Source organism: Actinomadura decatromicini (assembly GCF_008121305.1).
GTDB classification, from domain to species: Bacteria; Actinomycetota; Actinomycetes; order Streptosporangiales; family Streptosporangiaceae; genus Spirillospora; species Spirillospora syzygii.
The window spans coordinates 586,194-602,098 of record NZ_VSRQ01000005.1; the positions used below are offsets into that span (position 1 = coordinate 586,194).

Sequence of the window (15,905 nt, forward strand, 5' to 3'; positions counted from 1 at the left end):
GTCACCCCCTCCGGGTCAGCGCGGCGAGCCGCTCGTATTTCTCGTCGGTGGTGTGGCCGTCCCACTTCGCGCGAGGGTCGTCCGGCTCGGCGCCCGGGACGTGGTCGAACAGGTGCCGGTCGTCCGGGGCGATGTGCCAGGACATCTGTCCGGCCGGGGTGGTGATGGTGACGACTGGCCAGTCGGGGGTGCCCGGATCGGAGTAGGCGAGGACGGCCGGGTACAGGCTCGCGAGGTGGGCGACGAGTCGGGCGCGCTCGCGGTAGACCTCGGTCAGGTCCGCAACCGGCGAGGTCTCGTCGTCGAGCCATTCGACGCGGGTAAGTCCGCCGTGCCCGTGAACGTGCATCGCGTGGTCGATGTGGCCCCAGTTCACGGTGGATGGCCTGTCGCCGCGCCACCGGATCGTGGCGGTCTGGTCGGGCCAGAGCACGCCGTCGGCGACGATGCCGGTTCCTGACATGCCGGTGACGTCGACCTCGCGGACGAGGCGGAACCGGCGGGGATCGGGCAGCGGCGCGGGCATGGCGGGTCCTTCCGGTGGAGGGGTGGCCGGCCCGGTCGCGCAACCCCTCCAGGTACGCGGCCGGGCCGGTGAACAGGGGCCGCTAGGCGGCGATGGGGAGGCTGGCGGGCAGCATCGGCCGCCACGCCGAACGGGTGGTGTGGACGCCGTACCGGAGCATGTCCGGGCCGTGGTCGTCGACCTTGAGCGGGGCGTCTTCGCCGCGCGCGCTCGCCTTGTCGTCCCACGAGTACCCGGGCATCTCCCGGGCGAGCTCGATGCACGAGGAGTGGACGCGGAGCAGGTCCAGGGCGAGCAGCGACGAGACGGTCCGGATGCCGTCCAACACGCTGTTGTTGCCGAGACGGGCGGTAACGCCATCGCGCCGGAGTTGGACGCGGAACGACGCGGCGGACGGGTCAACGATCACGTACTCCGGGTCGACGCCGCGGCGGGTCTCCCCCGGCCGGGGAACCGTGGCCATCCACTCGCGGAGCCGCTGGGAGTATTCGACGTCGGAGAGTTGCCGGTGTTCGCGGCGGGCGTCCCAACGCCATTCGCGGGTCAGGTAGAGGCGGCGGTCCTCGCCGACGCCGAGCATTCCCGCGTGGAACGGGTTGGTCGTGCCGTAGTCGAGGGCGGCGCACAGCCAGCGGAGGATCGGGGGGAGGTCGTCGACGACGTGACGGGCTTCGTCCCACATGGAGAAGACGGCGCCCTCGGCGAGGACCCATTCGCCGAGCACGTTCCGGCGGTAGAACAGTCCGACGTTCTCGGCCTTGACCTGCGCGACGTACTCGGCGGGAAGGGTCGGGTTGTCCTCCAGCTTGAACGAGAACCGGTGCAGGTTGAGCCGGTCGTCACCGTTGCTGCGGAGGGTCTCGCCGTCCCTGGTCAGGTGGAGCCGGGCGCGGGATAGGTAGTCCCGCATCAGCCAGTGATTCGACCCGGCCGGGTTCGTCGTTCCGAACCACGCGGCGCCCTCGACGCTCAACCGGGTGAGGAGCATGGCGAACGCGGTCTGCGGGAAGGTCGTGACCTCGTCGCAGTACGCGCCGGCGAGGGTCAACCCCTTGAGTTTCTCGGCGGCGCGTTCGTCGTTCGCTCCGGCGGTGTAGATCAGGCGGCCGAACAGCTCCAGTTCGCCGGCGCCCGCGCGGTAGCGGCATCGGGACTTGCCGACCATTTCGACGATCGGGTCGATGATGTTCCGCTTGAGGGTGCGTTCGGTCTTCCCGATCATCATCAGCGGACCGGGCGGGCCCTGCCGGACGAACTGCAACCACCGGAGGATGGAGCAGACCGTCTTGGACGACCGGACGGCGCCTTCCCAGAGGTTCCCGCGGGCGGTCGCGAGCCGGATCGACTCGGTTTGTTTGCCGACGAGAGGGACGACGGTCACGAGGTGCCGGTGATGTCCCGTAGCCAGGCGTCGACGGCGGCGAGGCCCTGGTGGTCGGCGTCGGCCTCGATGAGGCGTAGGTGGCGGTCGATGAACACGCCGTAGGCGGCGGCGTAGTCGCGGGCGTCTCGGCCGGTGTCGGAGGCGAGTGCGCGGGCGCGCATGGCGTGGGCGTCGTCGAGGGCGAGGTTGGCGAGGTCGGCGCGGCGTTCTTTCGCGTCGGCGACCTTCGCGCGGGTGGCCTCGGCCGTGCGGGCGCGGTCGAAGGTGAGGCCGAGCTCGGCGGCGATCTTCGAGACCGTCGACTGCGCACGGCCGATTTCGCGGGCGATCTGGTTGCGGTTCAGCCCTTGGGCGTGGAGCTCGGCGACGCGGCGCCGGTCGGTGTCGTCGATGGGGCGGCGTGCGGCCATGGCGATCCCCCTCGACGCTAACTAGTCCATGTAGGGAGTGCTATCTAGGCAATGTGGGGAGGCGGATACAGATGTCAACCCCCCACTTTGAACGTCCGCTCCCTAGTAATCGGACGCCATTTCCCTACTTTGAACGTCCGCTCACTAGTAATCGGGGGCCATTTCGCGCCGTGGGGGCAGGCGGGCCTAGGGGAGCGGGACAAGTACGACAAGGATGGACACGAAGACGGCTCCCTGCGGGCACAGGGAGCCGTCGATGGTCGAACCCGAGTCCCCTTCTTGAAGGTCGAGTCCTGTAATGAGATTACGTGTGATGCTCAGTGCTGCTCAGGCGCATGAGGAGGTATCCATCAGCGTCGGCGCCTTGCTGGTGGCATCCATCCTGATCATGGTTGCTGTCGCGGCCTATAAAGATCCGAAGCTCGCGACGGCGATCGGGACGGCCTGCGCGGTCGGCGCGCTGCTGCTCGTCGCCCTGAAAGTGTCGTCCTAGAAATCCGGCTCTGGGCCGCGGTGTCTCGCGCGTTCGAGCGCTTCTCGATACCGGTCTCCCCCGCGGTTCCGGCTCCGGTTGCTGGGGTCGCGGGGGTCGGTGGGATCGCTCGGCGGGTAGCTTCGCGGGTCGAGTCCGCGGCGGGGAACGGCGCGGTAGTCCTGCCCGGGGATGGGGGCGACGTCGTCGGCGGTGACGCGGGCGTGTCGGCCGGTGTAGCCGTCTCCGGCGATCTCGATCCAGAGGAGGCGGGCCCACCAGGTTCGGTCGGGGTGTTTCTCCCAGGCGACGAGGTAGGCGGGTCCGCCGGTTGGACGGTAGGTGACGACGGGCGGGACGCGCATGTTAAGCCGCGGAGGGGTCGAACATGCGTTCCAGTATGCCCGGGTTGGTGTTGGCATGCGAAGGGCCCGCCGTGCGCGATGTCGGCGGGCCCGCTGCGTGCCCGTTTCAGGGCATGCCAAGAACAGCTCTGATCATGGGTTATCCACAGGCCGAGTGTCAAGCCAGGGCGCGGGGCCCTCGCCGACGATCTCGGCGAGCACGGGGCCCGATGGAGGCCGGTCCGTGTCGTAGCTACCGCCGGGGATCTGCACGCGGCCTGTCTTCCCGTCGGGGAACCGAAGCTCGCACGCTCGGGTGATAACGGCCACGAGGCGCCGGTCGTCGCTGGCGAGGGTGCCGCGCCACGAGCGGAGCGCACCGTCTTGGGTGGGCTCGGCCTCGATGGCGAGGTCGGCGGTGACGGGGATCTCGTCGAGGCGGGAGACGAGCGTTGCGGGGCCGTTGTAGGTGTTGGCGGATGCCTGGCCGCGGGCCTGCTCGAACCGGGCACGTTCGCGGGCGGCGGCGGTCTCGTACTCGTCGACGGCATCGGACATTGCGGCGGCGAACCGCGCGGCGGCGTCTGGCTGCTCGGGCATGGGGTCATTCTCCCCCGTCGGCGAGTCCCGCGCGGCGGAAATCGTCGCGGAGGAACCCGGCGCGGAGTTCGCGGCGGAGGATGCCGCGCCACCACTCGGGGTCCCGTCGGAGCTCGGCGCGCATGAACTCGCGCAGCCACGTCTGACCGTGGCGGGTCTCGCGGTCGAGGAAGTCGCGGAGCCAGAGTCCGGCCTCGTCGGCGAGGAAGGAGCGGAGGGTGTCCGGGTGCTGGTCGGCGATGTTGCGGAGGTCGGCGAGGGCGTTGGCTTGCGCGTCGTTGAGGGCCTTGGCCTGGCCCGGCTGCTCGTCGACGCCGTCGCGGATGGCTTGGGCGACGAACGCGGCGAACTGAATCGGGGTCATGGCGTTGAAGTCGGTGCCGTCGGCGTCCTGGACCGCGCGGTAGACGTGGGTTTCGGCGTCGTGGAGGGCGTTGCGCCAGTGGTCGGCGTTCTTGGCGTACCGGGCGGCGTCGGCCTCCCAGCCGTCACGGGCCCGCTCGGCCTGCTCGGCGCGTTTCCGGAGTGCGCGGACTGCGTCGGGCATGCTCGGCCAGTTCTTCGCGCCGATGACCTCGTTCGCCGCGATGAGGTAGCCGGTGAACCGCTTCGTGCACGCCTCCTCGTCGTCGAGGCGCTCGGTGAGGGAGTCGGCGCGGCGGCGGTAGGAGTCCCCGGCGGAACGGGCGTGCGCGAGGTCGGTCTCAGCCTGGCGGAGCGTTCCGCGGGCGTTGTTCCGCTCGGCCTTGAGCACGGCGGCGAGGCGGTCGGCGACGTCGAGGCGGCGCTCCGCGGTCATGGCGCGGGCGCGCTGCTTGGCCTCGGTGCGCTCGACGTCGGCGAGCAGCGCGGCGGCCTCGTCCGCGCGGGCGCGCTGCTGGTCCCGCTCGGCCTCGGCGCGCTGGGCGGTGGTGCGCCAGGCGGCGGCTTCGGCTTCGGCACGCTGGGCGCGGCGCTGCGTCTCGTCGAGGCGGACGCCGAGACTCTTGGCCCGTTCGCCGGTGGCGTTGTTCTCGTCGTCGGCCTTGGATAGTTCGCCGCGCAGGTACCGGACGTCGGCCTCGGCCTGGTCGGCGCGCTGCTCGTCGAGGCGGGCGGCCTGCTCGGCGGCCTCGGCGCGGAACCGCATCGCGTCCCGCTGCTGCTCGGCCTGGACGGCGCGGTCGCGGAGCCCGAACAGCGTCGGGTCGATCGCATCGCGGACGGCACCGAGCATCCCGGCCGGGTCCGGGTGGATGCCGGGTTCGTGCCAGCGGTCGAGGGCTTCGGCGATGCCCTCGTTCAGGGCGGGGAGGTCGAGGACCTCGTCGACGATGACGCCGGTGCAGGATGCGCCGAGCCACTCGTCCGGCTGCCCGTCCTCGTCCTGCTCGTCCTCGCCGGGGTCCCTGCGGAGCCTGCTCGCGTGGATGGCGAGCGCGGTCCCGGCGGCCTCGATGGCGCGTAGCTGCGCGTCGTCGAGGCCGCCGAGGGTCAGCGCGGCGTTGTCGTCGTCGTGGCTGAGGCAGGAGGTCAGGGCCGCGCGGGCGGCGTTGCGGAACCGCATCCGCTCGACGTGCTCGCGGGACTGAGCGATGGCGCGGCGGATCGCTGCGTCGTCCGGGCCGATGTTGATGACGAGCGGCATGGGCTCGGCTTTCGGCTGCTCGTCGTCCGCCTCGACCTCGTCCGGGTCGGGGGTGAGGGTGTACTCGTCCTGGGCGGCGTCGAGGGCGGTCTTGATGCTGCTCCACACGCCGCGGGCGGCGGCGAGGATGTTCTCGCCTATCTCGTTGATCACGGTTTCGAGGTCGGGCGTCTGATCGGTCATGCTGCGGTGCCTTCCGGGTCGGTCGTGCGGTCGGTGGTGAGCGGGACACCGTCGAGCAGCGCGGCCTCGGCGTCCGGGGTGCTGGCGGTCCCTGCGCGGCCCGTGGAGCCCTGGACGGCCGGGAACACGGGCGGGGGCGGGGCGAGGGCGGCGCGGCGAGCGTCGAGCCGGGCGAGGCGGCGGGCGAGCCACGGCCAGTCGCGGAACGGCCAGGCCGGGACGCCCTTCCACCACGTGGTGACGTCCTTCGTCGGCGGGTTGCAGACGCCGGACTCGCACACGATCACGACGAGGCTCAGATCGGTGGTGCTGCCGGGGAGCGCGCGGACGCGCCACGAGTACGAGCCGGCCAACCCGCCGCGGCACCACGGGCAGACGGCCTTGACGGTGTGCCCGTCGACGTTCAGCGCGAGGGCGGCTTCGAGGTCGTCGAGCATGGCGGCGGCCCGGTCCGCGGCGAAGTAGGCGAAGTCCTTGCCGTTCGTCCAGCCGGTGACGGCGGTCGGGAGGTGTTCGCGGGCGGCGCGCAGGTACGGGCGCGGGTCGGCGGCCGGGCCGGCTTCGGGTAGGGCGGGGTGGTAGACGGCGCGGAGGACGTACGCGGCGAGGTCTTGCGCGCGCCACAGCACGCCGGACAGCGCGTCGAGGACGTCCGGGCGGGCGGCGTCGCGGTGCTCGCCCGGGGCGTCCTCCGTCCGGTCGGCGAGCTCGGCGCGGGCTTCGTCGTCGAGCTCGGCGCGCTGGAAGGCGTCGAGGACGACCTCGCGCCACGGCCGTTTCGCCGCCGGGTCACGCAGCAGAGCGAGGAACCCGACCAGGGTCTCGACCTCGCGAAGGTCGTCGAGCGCACGGTCGAGCGCCGACCGCCCCTCGCGCGCGACGCGAACGACCGAGCGCGCGGCCTGCCGGTTGGAGTGGGTCACAGCAGTTCCATCTGTTCGTGTGGGACGGGTGGAGGTTTCGGGACGCCGAGGGCCCGGGCGCGTTCGGTGGGGTCGGTGGTGCGCCAGGCTGCGAGGCGGCAGTAGTCCGCGGACCTGTCGGCGCTGATGCCGTGGCGGCCGTGGACGTCTGCGACGAGAGCGGTGGTGCCGGTGCCGCCGAACGGATCGAGCACGATCGCTGGCTGGGTCGCCGCGGTTGGTTCGGGGCAGGCGCAGGTGTGACCGACGATTCGGTCTGGCTTCGCTATGCGGGCCTCCCACTCGTCCCGCCCGCCGTTGATGGTGGAGCGGCGGCGCCTGTCGGGGTTGTTGTCGCTACCGAGTAGGCCGGGCTTGTCCACCACGGGCCGGCGCCCTTCGCCGCATTCGGTGCAGATGGCGGACGGTGACCAGCCGAGGACGATGGGGCGGATCAGTGCCGGCGGGTACGCGGCGAAGTGGTCGACGGAGAGGTGTTCGGGGGCCTTGAGTGGTTGTGTGGCGACTTCCCACACGGATCTGGGCAGCGCGCCGAGTGGGTTCGGGCCGTGGTAGGCGCCAGTTGTCGAGCGCGGCAGGTTGATGTTCCGGCCGGCCATGGCGGTACGGCCATGGGTGTGGGGTGGGGTGATGTGCGGCTTGCGGATCGAGTCGACGTCTGCGAAGTAGCGCGGTTGCCTGACCAGGTGGAACCACTGCTCGTGTGAGCGTCCGACTCGGTCGGTGACGGATTCGGGGAGTCCGTTGGGCTTGGACCAGACCACTTCCGCGCGCAGGATGAGGCCGAGTTCGTCGATGCAGCCGAGGGCGTAGCGCCATGGCAGGCCCATCAGTGATTTCTCGGGTACGTATCGGCCGGTGTTGAGGTCGGTGATGTTCTCGCGTGGCATGCGGGCGAGGCCGGCGGCACGGTCTCGTTTCCAGTCTTTCGCCAGCTCTGGACGTCCGGGGAAGAGGCCGTCTTGGTGGGACGAGGGGCGATGCGCGACGCGCTGGCTGTACTTGTCACCCAGGTTGATCCACAAGGACCCGGTCGGTTTGAGGACGCGGATCCATTCGCGGGTGCAGTCCAGTAGTGCCGACATGTACTCGGTGGGCGTGGGCTCGGCGCCGATCTGGCCGCGGTAGTGCTTCCCTCCGTCGGTGTAGGACCGTTGGGCGAAGTAGGGCGGGCTGGACACGATGAGGTCTACGGATTCGTCCGGTAGTGGTAGGCGCCGGGCGTCGGCCCGGATGATCGCGGCGGTCATCGGGGCCGCCTGGTTTTGTTGATGAGTTCGCGGACGCGGGTCGGGGACAGGTGCACGCGGCGGCCGATCGCGGTGTCGTCGAGTCCGGCGGCGGACATGTCGGCGAGGGCGCGGGCCCGGTCGGCGGCGGCCTGCTCGCGTTCGGTGTTGGCCTGCTGCCACCGTTGGGTGGCGTAGTGGTACCGGTCGAGGGCGAGGGCTTCGGGTTTCACTGGTCGGTGTCCTGTCGGTGGAGGTGTGCGGGGCCGCGGGACGGGCGGGGTAGGGCGGGGAGTTCGCGGCGGAGGGCCCGCAGGCTCTTGTGGCGGGTGGCGAGGTGGCGGGCGACTTCGGGGCGGCAGGTGGGGCAGGGGCGGGCGACGTCGCTGCGGTCGTCGTTGATCCATCCGTCCGTGCAGCCCACGTGCGTGCATTGGCAGTTGGACCAGGGGCAGGTGGCGTGCGGGTTGTCGTCGAGGTAGCTCACGGCTCGTCGGCCTCCTCGGGTGGCGCGGTGCGGTTGCGGGCTGCGGCGATCGCGGCTTCGACCTGGGCGCGTCCGCGGGCGTTGGTTTCGCCGTTGTCGCGCTCGCCGAGGTTCGGGACGGCCATCCACGGCTCGGCGCGCGGCGGCGTCGGCGGGGCCGGCGGCAGGTAGCGGCCAGGGTTCTCGCGGATGGCCTTCACGACGTAGGGGAGCGGGCGCTCGACGTCGCGGCCGTCGAGGAGTTGCGAGCGGACGGCGGCGGCGTGGTCGGGTGGGCAGGGGCGCCCGGTGTGCTGCTCGACGAGTCCGGCGATGGCCTGGGTGAGGTCGTCGTCCGCGCGCTCGCGCGCGTAACGGTCCGCAGGATGACGACTTACAGAACCCCGTGAAGAACCCCCGTAGGGGGTTCTGTCTGTCTCTGTATCTGTAGTTGTCTCTGGCGATGTTTTGCGATCCGTTTGCGATCGGTTATCCGATGGGGGATCCGATACGTTTCCGCTGGTGGCGGGGTTTTCCACATGGGTTTCGCGTGGTTTGAGACTGGCGTCTCTTTTCGCGATAAGTGATCGCTTATGAGGGGCGTCGTTACCGTTTTGAGACTCGTCCGGGTATCGGTTATGCGATCGGTCTTCCGATCGGTCATGTGATCGGTTGTCCGATCGGGTGCCGGTCGGGTCCTGGTCGGTCGACGGATCGCCCTCCGGGTCGTCGTCCGGGGGCTGCGGGCAGAACGGGCAGCCCGGCTTGACGATCCCGCGGTCCTCATGCCACCTGCGGTGATTACCGAGCGACCCGCCCGACCCCTTAGCGGCCTTCGCCGCGGCGACCTCGTCCGCCGACCGCTGATGCTCCAGATAGTCATGGAATCGAACGGAGTCGTCGTCGAGGAGGACGGCGAGCCCGGCGGCGACCAGCTCCCGCCGGGCTCGGGTCGTGGACCGCTTGCGCCACGTGGCGGCGGGCATGTGCCCGTCGGTGAGATGGCGGGAGCACCAGCACCACGCCTCGACGAGCAGCCGGAACGCCTTGTCGGAGAGGCCGTCGACCTTCGGGTGGTCGGGCATGCCGTCGTGAAGCCGGATGTAGGTCCGGGTGTCTGCCATCTGCGCGCGTCCCTGCTGGTCGTACGGGTAGGGGATGGAGGGGTGGGAGGGGTCAGGTGTTCAGCGCCCGCCGCATCGTGGCCAGGGACCGTTCCGCCTTGAGCGCGCGGCGCTTCCAGGTGTCCCGGTCGGCGGTGAGCTTCTCCAGCTCGGCGACCCTGGCGAGCAGGTCCGAGAGCGGCAGGTCGTACAGACCGGCGGCGGGCTCGGGCTCGGGCTCGCGGTGCACCTTGAGGTGCGGGCGGACCTTGTGGGGGTTGTCGGCGGTGTAATCGCAGTGCACGCACCCGAAGACCTTGGTCTCGTCCTCCAGGAGGAGGGTTCGCGTCTGCCGCCAGTAGATGGGGGCGCCGTTGGGCCCGGTGATCGGGGAGAGCGTCGGCTCGTCGGCCATCACCGCGAGGCCGTTTACCTGCGTGGCGGTCATTGCCGCTCCGTTCGGGTCGGTGGGGAAGGAGGGCGGGCCCGGCCGGTAGGGAGCTCCGGCCGGACCCGCCGCGGGGCGGTCAGGCTGCGGGCGCGCCGCGCATGATGCGGGCGCCGGTGGCCTCCTCGACCTTCGTCACGACCGTCTTGACGGCGTCGCGGATGACGTCCTCCGGCCGGTCGAGGAGGTAGGCGAGGTGCAACGCGGACCCCTGGATCCGGTGCCGGAGACGGGCCTCGATCCGGTAGGGCTCGCAGTCGTCGAACGGAGCGACGCCGATCGCGAACGCGCGCGGAACGTCGAGGTTGCCCTTCGCACCGCCGGAGGTGTCGGTGGTCTCCTCGTACTTGAGGCGGATGTCGCCGGACTCGGCGACCACGCCGGACGAGAACGACACGCGGGTCTTGGCCTGGAACGTGCGGGCAATCTCCAGCATCGCGGCGGCCGGAACGGGCTCGTTGGCGATGTCGGGGAGGTTGTCCTCCAGGAACTCGGCGAACTCGACCTGCGGCCAGTACTTCCGGTCGCGTCCCGTCCACCGCTTCCACGGCTCGGTCGGGGTCAAGACGAGCTTGACGCGGTGCGTGCCCCACCGGGGGAGGTCCGCGTCGGGCTCGTGCGCGTCCAGGACGGCCGTGATCACACCTTCGTCAAGGTCGACGTAGGTCTCGGTGTTCTCGTCGGCGTGCTTCCTGAAGTACAGCGCGAACGAGTCGACGTCACGGACGACCGTCGTCCCCTGCTTGCGGCGGGGCCGCTCGGCCCGGGCGGCGTACCGGTCGTCGTCGAGGTCGACGATCTCCAGCCCGGTCGGGGTGTGGAACACGGCGACCTGCGGCTCGCGGACGTCGAACACCGCGGGCCCGGCGGCCTGCCTCGCCTGCTCGATCGCGGCGTCGTTCTCGGTACGGGTCATCTCGGTCATGCCTGCTTGAACTCCTTGTTGTCGTCGCGTCCCGTCAGCTCGCGGAACGTGAACTTCTCCTGCCGGGGGTCCTCGCGCAGGAGGTTGCCGGGGGCGTCGGCGTAGAAGATCGCCGACGTCGGCTCGGACGCCGGGGCCTTCGCGGTCGCCTGCGCGGACACCACCAGCGCGGCGGCGTCGCCCTTCATCGGCGCGACATCGACCGTGAGCGTCAGGCGGCCCTTCTTCCCGCGCTCCCGGACGGCGTTGACGATGTCCTGCAACATCACGGCGGCCTCGTCGATGACCTGGCCGCGGCCGAGGTCGCGGAGGACGTCAGCGAACGGCCGGACGCGCTCCTCGCCGGTCGTCTCGTCGACGCCGTCGGCGTTCAGAGGGATGGTCACTGCTGCTTTCCCTTTCGGTAGAGGGGTTCGTACTTTGATTTGGCTGTTGCGGGGGTGATGCCGACCCGGGCGGCGGCCATCTCGACCTCGTCGCCGGTGTCGCGCGCGAAGGTGTAGTCCTCTAGGCGGGCGGCGGCCTCGGTCTGCTGCTGGGTGGGTTCGCGGCCGGCGGCCTCGTCGAGTAGCTCGGCGAGGCCGCCGGGGTCTATGCCGGGTGCCCGGCGCGGCGGCCGGGGCGGGGTGGGTTGGAGCCGTTCCGCCTCCAGCGCGCGGACGCGCGCGTCGGTCGGGTCATGTGCCATCGCTCGCCTCCAGGTCGAACAGGGCGTCCATGCCGCTGGTCTGCTGCTCGTGCAGGGTCCGGGCGCGCGTCTGGGCGTGGTGGGCGGCGTCGTAGGACAGGTGGCACGCCTGGCACGCGGCGAACAGGTTGTCGTCGTCGCAGTGCTCGGGGATGTGGTCCCGGTGCGCGACGGTCAGGACGACCGTCGAGCGGGTGTCCGGGTGCGGGTGCCCGTTCCACGCGCGGCAGCGTCCGCGGTGGCCGCGCCCGCACTCCCCGCGGCACTCGCACCGCCCGCCAGCCCGGACGGTCCGGATCCGGAGGGAGATCTCCGGCCAGTCGTCCGGGTAGCGGTCGGCGTCCTCGGCACGGATCGGCATCAGTACGGCTCTCGGCCCGGGTTGGTGACGATCGGGCGAGGGCCGTCGCGGTCGCCGTCCTCGCCGGGCGTCCAGGCGTAGGCGTCGGGGTCAGCGGGCGGCGTGGGTGCGGGCGGGATGGCGGTGAGCTGGTCGAGCTGCTCGGCCGCGCGGCCCATGGCGACCTTGGCGACCGCCGCGGCGAACCCGACGAGGATGACGAGTCCGGCGTACAGGGCGGTGTCATGCATCGCGGGTCGCCTCCCCGGCCTTCGCCGCGCGGGCCTGCTCGACCTGGAGCAGGTCCTCGAACGCCTCGGGGTACCGGGCGGCGAGCAGGTCGAGCGCGCGGGCGCGCGGGTCGGGCCGCGTGGTGTCGAGGGCGGCGTCGATCCGGCAGCCGGGGCAGCCGTCGAGGTGCTCGCCCTCGGGGCTGTTGAACTGGTGGAGTTCGGCGGCGGCCATCCAGACGCGGCGGGCCTGCTCGGCGAGGCCGTCCCGCTCGTCCCCTTCCAGGATCGCGGCGGACAGGGTCATCGCGGCGGACAGGTCCGGGCACAGCCACTCGTCGCCGCACGTGCACATCGCGACGAGGGCGGGCGTTGCGGGGATGTGCCGGTGGCGGGCGGCGAGCCCGGCGAGCAGGGTCGCGAGGGCGTCGTCCTCCGCGGTGTAGGGGTGGCGCTGCTCGATCGCACGGACGGCGGCGTGGATCTGGTGGGCGGGCCCGCCGGGCGCGTCGAGGGCAGGCGGGGCGAGGGTCGCGTCAGCCACGGTCGCCCCCGTTCTGCGTGTGGGTCGGGCAGTCCGGGTGCGGGCCCAGTTCGGGGGCGCGGAACCCGCACTTGCAGGTGTCCCCGTCCTGCTCGTCCTCGCGGTGCACGAGGGTTAGCGGGCCGTGCGTGCGGGAGACGTAGTCGATGCCGTGCCGACCGCAGTCGGTGCCGTTCATCAGCAGGTCACCCCGGTGGGTCTCCACCACGAGGTACAAGGCGCCGTTGCGGTCGCGCCACACGTCCTTGTGGCGGGGCGGCCACTCGGCCGGAGCGACGCGCGTGACCTCGGCCTGCGGCGGCATGCGCCAGCTCGCGCGCTCGGCATCGAAGCAGTCCACGGCGATGATCGAGACGCAGCCGTGCCCGTCCTGCTCGTTGATCCGGACGCCCTTGATGGTGATGTCGACGACCTCGCCGGGCGTGAACGCGGTCACTTGCGTCCGCCCTTCCGGTGACGGTGCGGGCCGCGCTGCTCGGGCTGGGCGTCCGCGTGCGGCTGCGTCACGCCCGGCCCGGCCGTCGCGACCTCGACCCCCGGCGGGACGACCGGCGTCGCGTCCTGCGGCGTCGGCGCCACGATGGGGAACTCTCCGGACGTCCGGAGGGGCTCGACGCCGCGCGGCAGGTTCACCGCCGGGGCCGTCGGGTACCCGCCCGTCGCCGCCGGGGCGGGCGGCTGCTCGGTCGGACCGTCGAGCGGGTCCGGGTACGGGCGCGGCCGGTCGACCAGCGGCCCGGGCGGGCGGTGCTCGATCCGCACGCGCGTCCGCTCGACCAGCCCGGCGAAGAACTCCGCCGCCTCGCCGGCGGCGCGGTGCTCGGCCTCCCGCTCCGCGCGAGCGGTGCGGCTGCGACGGACGTCTTCGAGCTGCCGCAGCAAGTCGGCCTCGGCCCGGTTCAGGTCCTCGGCGGTCGGCCCGTTGGCGAGGTCGGCGGCGAGCCGGTTGGCGTCGGCGGCGTACCGGTCTCGTTCGGCGGCGAACCGCTCGACGGCGCCCGGTGCGGGTGCGTTGGCTATGGTGTTCACGGTCGTTCGGTCCCTTCTAGGTGGGCAGCGGCCACGCGGCGTCCCGGGGTGCATCCCGGGACGCCGACCGCGTTCTTGGTGCGGGCCTGGATCCGCGCGAGCCCGGCCGACAGGTCGGGATGCACGGTGTTCGCCGCGAGGTTCAGCAGGGCCCGCAGCCGCCACCCCTCGCCCGTCACGACTCGGCCTCGTTGAGGAGCTCCATCGCGTAGTCGATGCCCTGCCAGTTGTCGACGCCCGCCCGCTCCATGGCCGCGAGCTTCCGGGAGTCCTCGCGGAGCCGCTCCAACTCGTCCGCGTCGACCTCGGCGGCGCCGTCGGCCTGCTCGACCAGGAACCGGCCCTCCGGCTCGAACGTGATCGCGAATGCGCCCGTCGGCTTGTGGTGGGTCACCTTCGCGATCTCGACCTCCTCGCCGGTCTTCTTGACGACGATCCGGCCGCCGCGCTCGGTGGCCTCCTTCACCAGCGCGGCCCGCCAGACCGGCCGGACGCGGCGAATCAGCAAGTCGAGGCGATGCTTGCCCAGCCACGCGAGGACGTCCGGGTCGGTGAGGGCCTCCGGGTCCGCGACGAGCTCGACCTCGTCCGGCTGGTGCTCCTCTACCGTCGCGAGCAGGGCGGCCTCGTCGACCTCGACCGAGACGGTTCCCTGCTTCACGGTGACGGCCGCGACCTTCCCCGCCCCGGGCAGGAGGACGGCGAGCTTCTCGACGCCTTCCTTCTTGTACGCGGCGGCGAGAGCCTGCTCCGCCATCTCGCGGGCGTCCTTGTACTCGGCCGTCGCGCGCTCGCTTCGCACCTTCGCGAGGACTACCCGGCGGTTGATCTCCTGCAACGACGTCATGCCGCCGTGCCCTCCTCGTTCTCGTCCGGCGGGGTGTTCTGCTCGACGTAGCGCCGAAGCCCCGCAATCACCCGGTCCGCGTCGGACCCGGTCAGTTCCTTACTCGTCGTGATCTGCCGCCCGACGAGCTCGCCCGTGTAGGTGAGCCGGTCGACGCGGTCCTCGAAGTCGCCGGCCTGCTTCCACAGCACGTGCATGTGCCGGTGCTGCGCGTCGGTCGCCGGGCCGTCCTGGGCGGCGCGGGTCTCGGCGAGGGCGCGGAGCAGGTAATGCAGCGCGCCCTCGTTGCCCTGACCGTCCGACACGGTCACGTCGGCGAGGTCGAGCGCGACCGCCTCGCGGTGCAGCTCCCGGAGCCGGTCGACCCCGGTTTCCGGGAGGATCGCCTCGGCGGCGATCTCCGCGGCCGTCCGCTCGGGCGCCGCTGTACGTAGGTCTCGAGTTGTCGCCTCGGATGGCTCGCACTTGAGGACGTCAAAGATCAGCCATTCGAGCGAGAACGAGGGCGCCTTCACGGGCTGGTCGACGCCGGGCCGAACACCCGAATGCACCGACCGCAGCCCGACGACGACCGGCGCCGACTCGCGGGACAGCCGGACCCAAGCGGACGCATCGAACGCGAGGCTCTTGTGGCCCTCGACCTTGTATTCCTTGCGGCCCTCGATCGGCCGTCCGGCGTCGTCGAGGGCGGCGACGTCGCGGCCCCTGGCGGTCATGACGACGATCCCGGGGAAGGTCATCAGGGTTGTCATCAGGCGACGGTGTCGGGCGCCGACCTCGTTCCACAGGTCCATGGAGATCCGGACCTCTTCGCCCTCCGGGACGGCCCGGTTCTTGCGGGCGAGGCGAGCGCGCGCCTTGCGGTCGGCGACGTCCTTGAGCCCGTCCCACTCCGCCGTCATGGAGTCGATGACCAGGACGACCGGCGGGCGCCCGGCGGCGGCCTCCTCGGCGGCCACGGCGCGGACCTCCTCGACCTGCCCGACGATGTCCGGCCAACTGCCGTCGTGGTCGATCACCTGATACCTGGCGCCGGGGATCGCGCCGTACTCGTCGGCCGCGCCCTCGCCGAGGTCCAGCCAGAACGTAGGGCCGACCTTTGGTGACGCGGATAGCTCGGCCGCCGCCCAGCTCTTGCCCGCCTTCTCCCCGCCCTCGACGAGGATCAGCGGCCACGGCACGCGGCCGGTCGGCTTGCGGGTTCGCGGGGCCATCAGCGGCCACCGCCAGCCCGGGCGACCAGGTCCCGCAGCAGCGCGACCGCGTCGTCCTGCGCGAGCTCCTCCATGATCTCGGCGAGGTCGTCCGCCTGCCGGACGGACAGCCCCATCGCGCCATCCCCGACGGAGAAGTAGATCCGCGGGCCGCCGTCCAGGAACCGGCCGCCGTTGGTGAGCGGCTCGGGCCACGACAGCGATGCGTACAGGCCGTGCCGGGGGGCGACACCGCCGCTGTGGTGGTGGCGGTAGTCCGAGGTGTCGGCGTGGTGATCGTCGTTGCACCAAGCCGGGCACGACGCCGTGGCCTTCGCGGGGGCCTTGGTGAGGGTGACGGACAAGGGATTGCTCCTATCCTTGGGGGGATTGC

Annotated in this window: 25 protein-coding genes; 1 reads left to right on the top strand and 24 read right to left on the bottom strand. The window is 71.7% G+C overall.

Annotated elements, in window-relative coordinates; all coding sequences use genetic code 11:
• Window position 1: 1 nt before the first annotated feature.
• From FXF68_RS42555 to FXF68_RS25540, 3 genes are all read right to left on the bottom strand, one after another.
• The gene (locus FXF68_RS42555; protein WP_187438104.1) at window positions 2-526 is read right to left on the bottom strand and encodes a WDGH domain-containing protein; all 525 of its coding nucleotides are present in this window, start codon (window positions 524-526) and stop codon (window positions 2-4) included.
• 82 nt (window positions 527-608) lie between these two features.
• Window positions 609-1,907, bottom strand: a complete 1,299-nt coding sequence (locus FXF68_RS25535) for a PBSX family phage terminase large subunit (protein WP_148763406.1) — start codon at window positions 1,905-1,907, stop codon at window positions 609-611.
• Window positions 1,904-2,320: a helix-turn-helix domain-containing protein gene (locus FXF68_RS25540; protein ID WP_148763408.1), complete on the bottom strand. Its 417-nt coding sequence runs from the start codon at window positions 2,318-2,320 to the stop codon at window positions 1,904-1,906. Before FXF68_RS25540 ends, FXF68_RS25535 begins: the two co-directional genes overlap by 4 nt.
• A 313-nt stretch (window positions 2,321-2,633) precedes the next feature.
• Here FXF68_RS25540 and FXF68_RS25545 point away from each other — a divergent pair, with 313 nt between their 5' ends.
• Window positions 2,634-2,813 (top strand): hypothetical protein, encoded by a 180-nt coding sequence (locus FXF68_RS25545; protein ID WP_187438105.1) that lies wholly within the window; start codon window positions 2,634-2,636, stop codon window positions 2,811-2,813.
• Here FXF68_RS25545 and FXF68_RS25550 read toward each other — a convergent pair.
• From FXF68_RS25550 to FXF68_RS42560, 21 genes are all read right to left on the bottom strand, one after another.
• Window positions 2,810-3,157: a hypothetical protein gene (locus tag FXF68_RS25550; RefSeq protein WP_148763412.1), complete on the bottom strand. Its 348-nt coding sequence runs from the start codon at window positions 3,155-3,157 to the stop codon at window positions 2,810-2,812. The genes FXF68_RS25545 and FXF68_RS25550 overlap by 4 nt on opposite strands.
• A gap of 132 nt (window positions 3,158-3,289) precedes the next feature.
• A complete protein-coding gene (locus tag FXF68_RS25555; protein ID WP_148763414.1) occupies window positions 3,290-3,736 on the bottom strand; it encodes a hypothetical protein in 447 nt (148 codons plus the stop codon).
• A 4-nt stretch (window positions 3,737-3,740) separates the two neighbouring features.
• A complete protein-coding gene (locus FXF68_RS25560) occupies window positions 3,741-5,546 on the bottom strand; it encodes a coiled-coil domain-containing protein (RefSeq protein ID WP_148763416.1) in 1,806 nt (601 codons plus the stop codon).
• Window positions 5,543-6,469: a hypothetical protein gene (locus tag FXF68_RS25565; protein ID WP_148763418.1), complete on the bottom strand. Its 927-nt coding sequence runs from the start codon at window positions 6,467-6,469 to the stop codon at window positions 5,543-5,545. The genes FXF68_RS25560 and FXF68_RS25565 overlap by 4 nt, the downstream gene beginning before the upstream one ends.
• Window positions 6,466-7,719, bottom strand: coding sequence for a DNA-methyltransferase (locus FXF68_RS25570; protein WP_148763420.1), 1,254 nt, complete (start codon window positions 7,717-7,719; stop codon window positions 6,466-6,468). The genes FXF68_RS25565 and FXF68_RS25570 overlap by 4 nt, the downstream gene beginning before the upstream one ends.
• Window positions 7,716-7,931 carry a hypothetical protein gene (locus FXF68_RS25575; protein WP_148763422.1) on the bottom strand — a complete coding sequence of 72 codons (216 nt, stop codon included), beginning with the start codon at window positions 7,929-7,931 and terminating at the stop codon, window positions 7,716-7,718. The genes FXF68_RS25570 and FXF68_RS25575 overlap by 4 nt, the downstream gene beginning before the upstream one ends.
• Window positions 7,928-8,185 (bottom strand): hypothetical protein, encoded by a 258-nt coding sequence (locus FXF68_RS25580; protein ID WP_148763424.1) that lies wholly within the window; start codon window positions 8,183-8,185, stop codon window positions 7,928-7,930. The genes FXF68_RS25575 and FXF68_RS25580 overlap by 4 nt, the downstream gene beginning before the upstream one ends.
• Entirely contained in the window at window positions 8,182-9,288 is a 1,107-nt protein-coding gene (locus FXF68_RS25585; protein ID WP_148763426.1) for a hypothetical protein, read from the bottom strand. Before FXF68_RS25585 ends, FXF68_RS25580 begins: the two co-directional genes overlap by 4 nt.
• A 52-nt stretch (window positions 9,289-9,340) precedes the next feature.
• Complete coding sequence (locus FXF68_RS25590; protein WP_148763428.1) at window positions 9,341-9,715, bottom strand: hypothetical protein; 375 nt, start codon at window positions 9,713-9,715, stop codon at window positions 9,341-9,343.
• A gap of 79 nt (window positions 9,716-9,794) precedes the next feature.
• Window positions 9,795-10,640, bottom strand: coding sequence for a DUF2303 family protein (locus FXF68_RS25595; protein WP_148763431.1), 846 nt, complete (start codon window positions 10,638-10,640; stop codon window positions 9,795-9,797).
• Window positions 10,637-11,026, bottom strand: a complete 390-nt coding sequence (locus FXF68_RS25600; RefSeq protein ID WP_148763432.1) for a hypothetical protein — start codon at window positions 11,024-11,026, stop codon at window positions 10,637-10,639. Before FXF68_RS25600 ends, FXF68_RS25595 begins: the two co-directional genes overlap by 4 nt.
• Window positions 11,023-11,328, bottom strand: coding sequence for a hypothetical protein (locus FXF68_RS25605; RefSeq protein WP_148763434.1), 306 nt, complete (start codon window positions 11,326-11,328; stop codon window positions 11,023-11,025). The genes FXF68_RS25600 and FXF68_RS25605 overlap by 4 nt, the downstream gene beginning before the upstream one ends.
• Window positions 11,318-11,689 carry a hypothetical protein gene (locus FXF68_RS25610; protein ID WP_148763436.1) on the bottom strand — a complete coding sequence of 124 codons (372 nt, stop codon included), beginning with the start codon at window positions 11,687-11,689 and terminating at the stop codon, window positions 11,318-11,320. The genes FXF68_RS25605 and FXF68_RS25610 overlap by 11 nt, the downstream gene beginning before the upstream one ends.
• The gene (locus tag FXF68_RS25615; RefSeq protein WP_148763438.1) at window positions 11,689-11,919 is read right to left on the bottom strand and encodes a hypothetical protein; all 231 of its coding nucleotides are present in this window, start codon (window positions 11,917-11,919) and stop codon (window positions 11,689-11,691) included. The genes FXF68_RS25610 and FXF68_RS25615 overlap by 1 nt, the downstream gene beginning before the upstream one ends.
• Window positions 11,912-12,442: a hypothetical protein gene (locus tag FXF68_RS25620; protein ID WP_148763440.1), complete on the bottom strand. Its 531-nt coding sequence runs from the start codon at window positions 12,440-12,442 to the stop codon at window positions 11,912-11,914. The genes FXF68_RS25615 and FXF68_RS25620 overlap by 8 nt, the downstream gene beginning before the upstream one ends.
• Window positions 12,435-12,878, bottom strand: coding sequence for a hypothetical protein (locus tag FXF68_RS25625; RefSeq protein WP_148763442.1), 444 nt, complete (start codon window positions 12,876-12,878; stop codon window positions 12,435-12,437). Before FXF68_RS25625 ends, FXF68_RS25620 begins: the two co-directional genes overlap by 8 nt.
• Entirely contained in the window at window positions 12,875-13,471 is a 597-nt protein-coding gene (locus tag FXF68_RS25630; RefSeq protein ID WP_148763444.1) for a hypothetical protein, read from the bottom strand. Before FXF68_RS25630 ends, FXF68_RS25625 begins: the two co-directional genes overlap by 4 nt.
• Entirely contained in the window at window positions 13,468-13,650 is a 183-nt protein-coding gene (locus tag FXF68_RS25635; protein WP_148763445.1) for a hypothetical protein, read from the bottom strand. Before FXF68_RS25635 ends, FXF68_RS25630 begins: the two co-directional genes overlap by 4 nt.
• Complete coding sequence (locus FXF68_RS25640) at window positions 13,647-14,318, bottom strand: hypothetical protein (protein ID WP_148763447.1); 672 nt, start codon at window positions 14,316-14,318, stop codon at window positions 13,647-13,649. The genes FXF68_RS25635 and FXF68_RS25640 overlap by 4 nt, the downstream gene beginning before the upstream one ends.
• Complete coding sequence (locus tag FXF68_RS25645) at window positions 14,315-15,532, bottom strand: AAA family ATPase (RefSeq protein ID WP_222870084.1); 1,218 nt, start codon at window positions 15,530-15,532, stop codon at window positions 14,315-14,317. Before FXF68_RS25645 ends, FXF68_RS25640 begins: the two co-directional genes overlap by 4 nt.
• A complete protein-coding gene (locus tag FXF68_RS42560; RefSeq protein WP_187438106.1) occupies window positions 15,532-15,876 on the bottom strand; it encodes a DUF6907 domain-containing protein in 345 nt (114 codons plus the stop codon). Before FXF68_RS42560 ends, FXF68_RS25645 begins: the two co-directional genes overlap by 1 nt.
• Window positions 15,877-15,905: the final 29 nt, after the last annotated feature.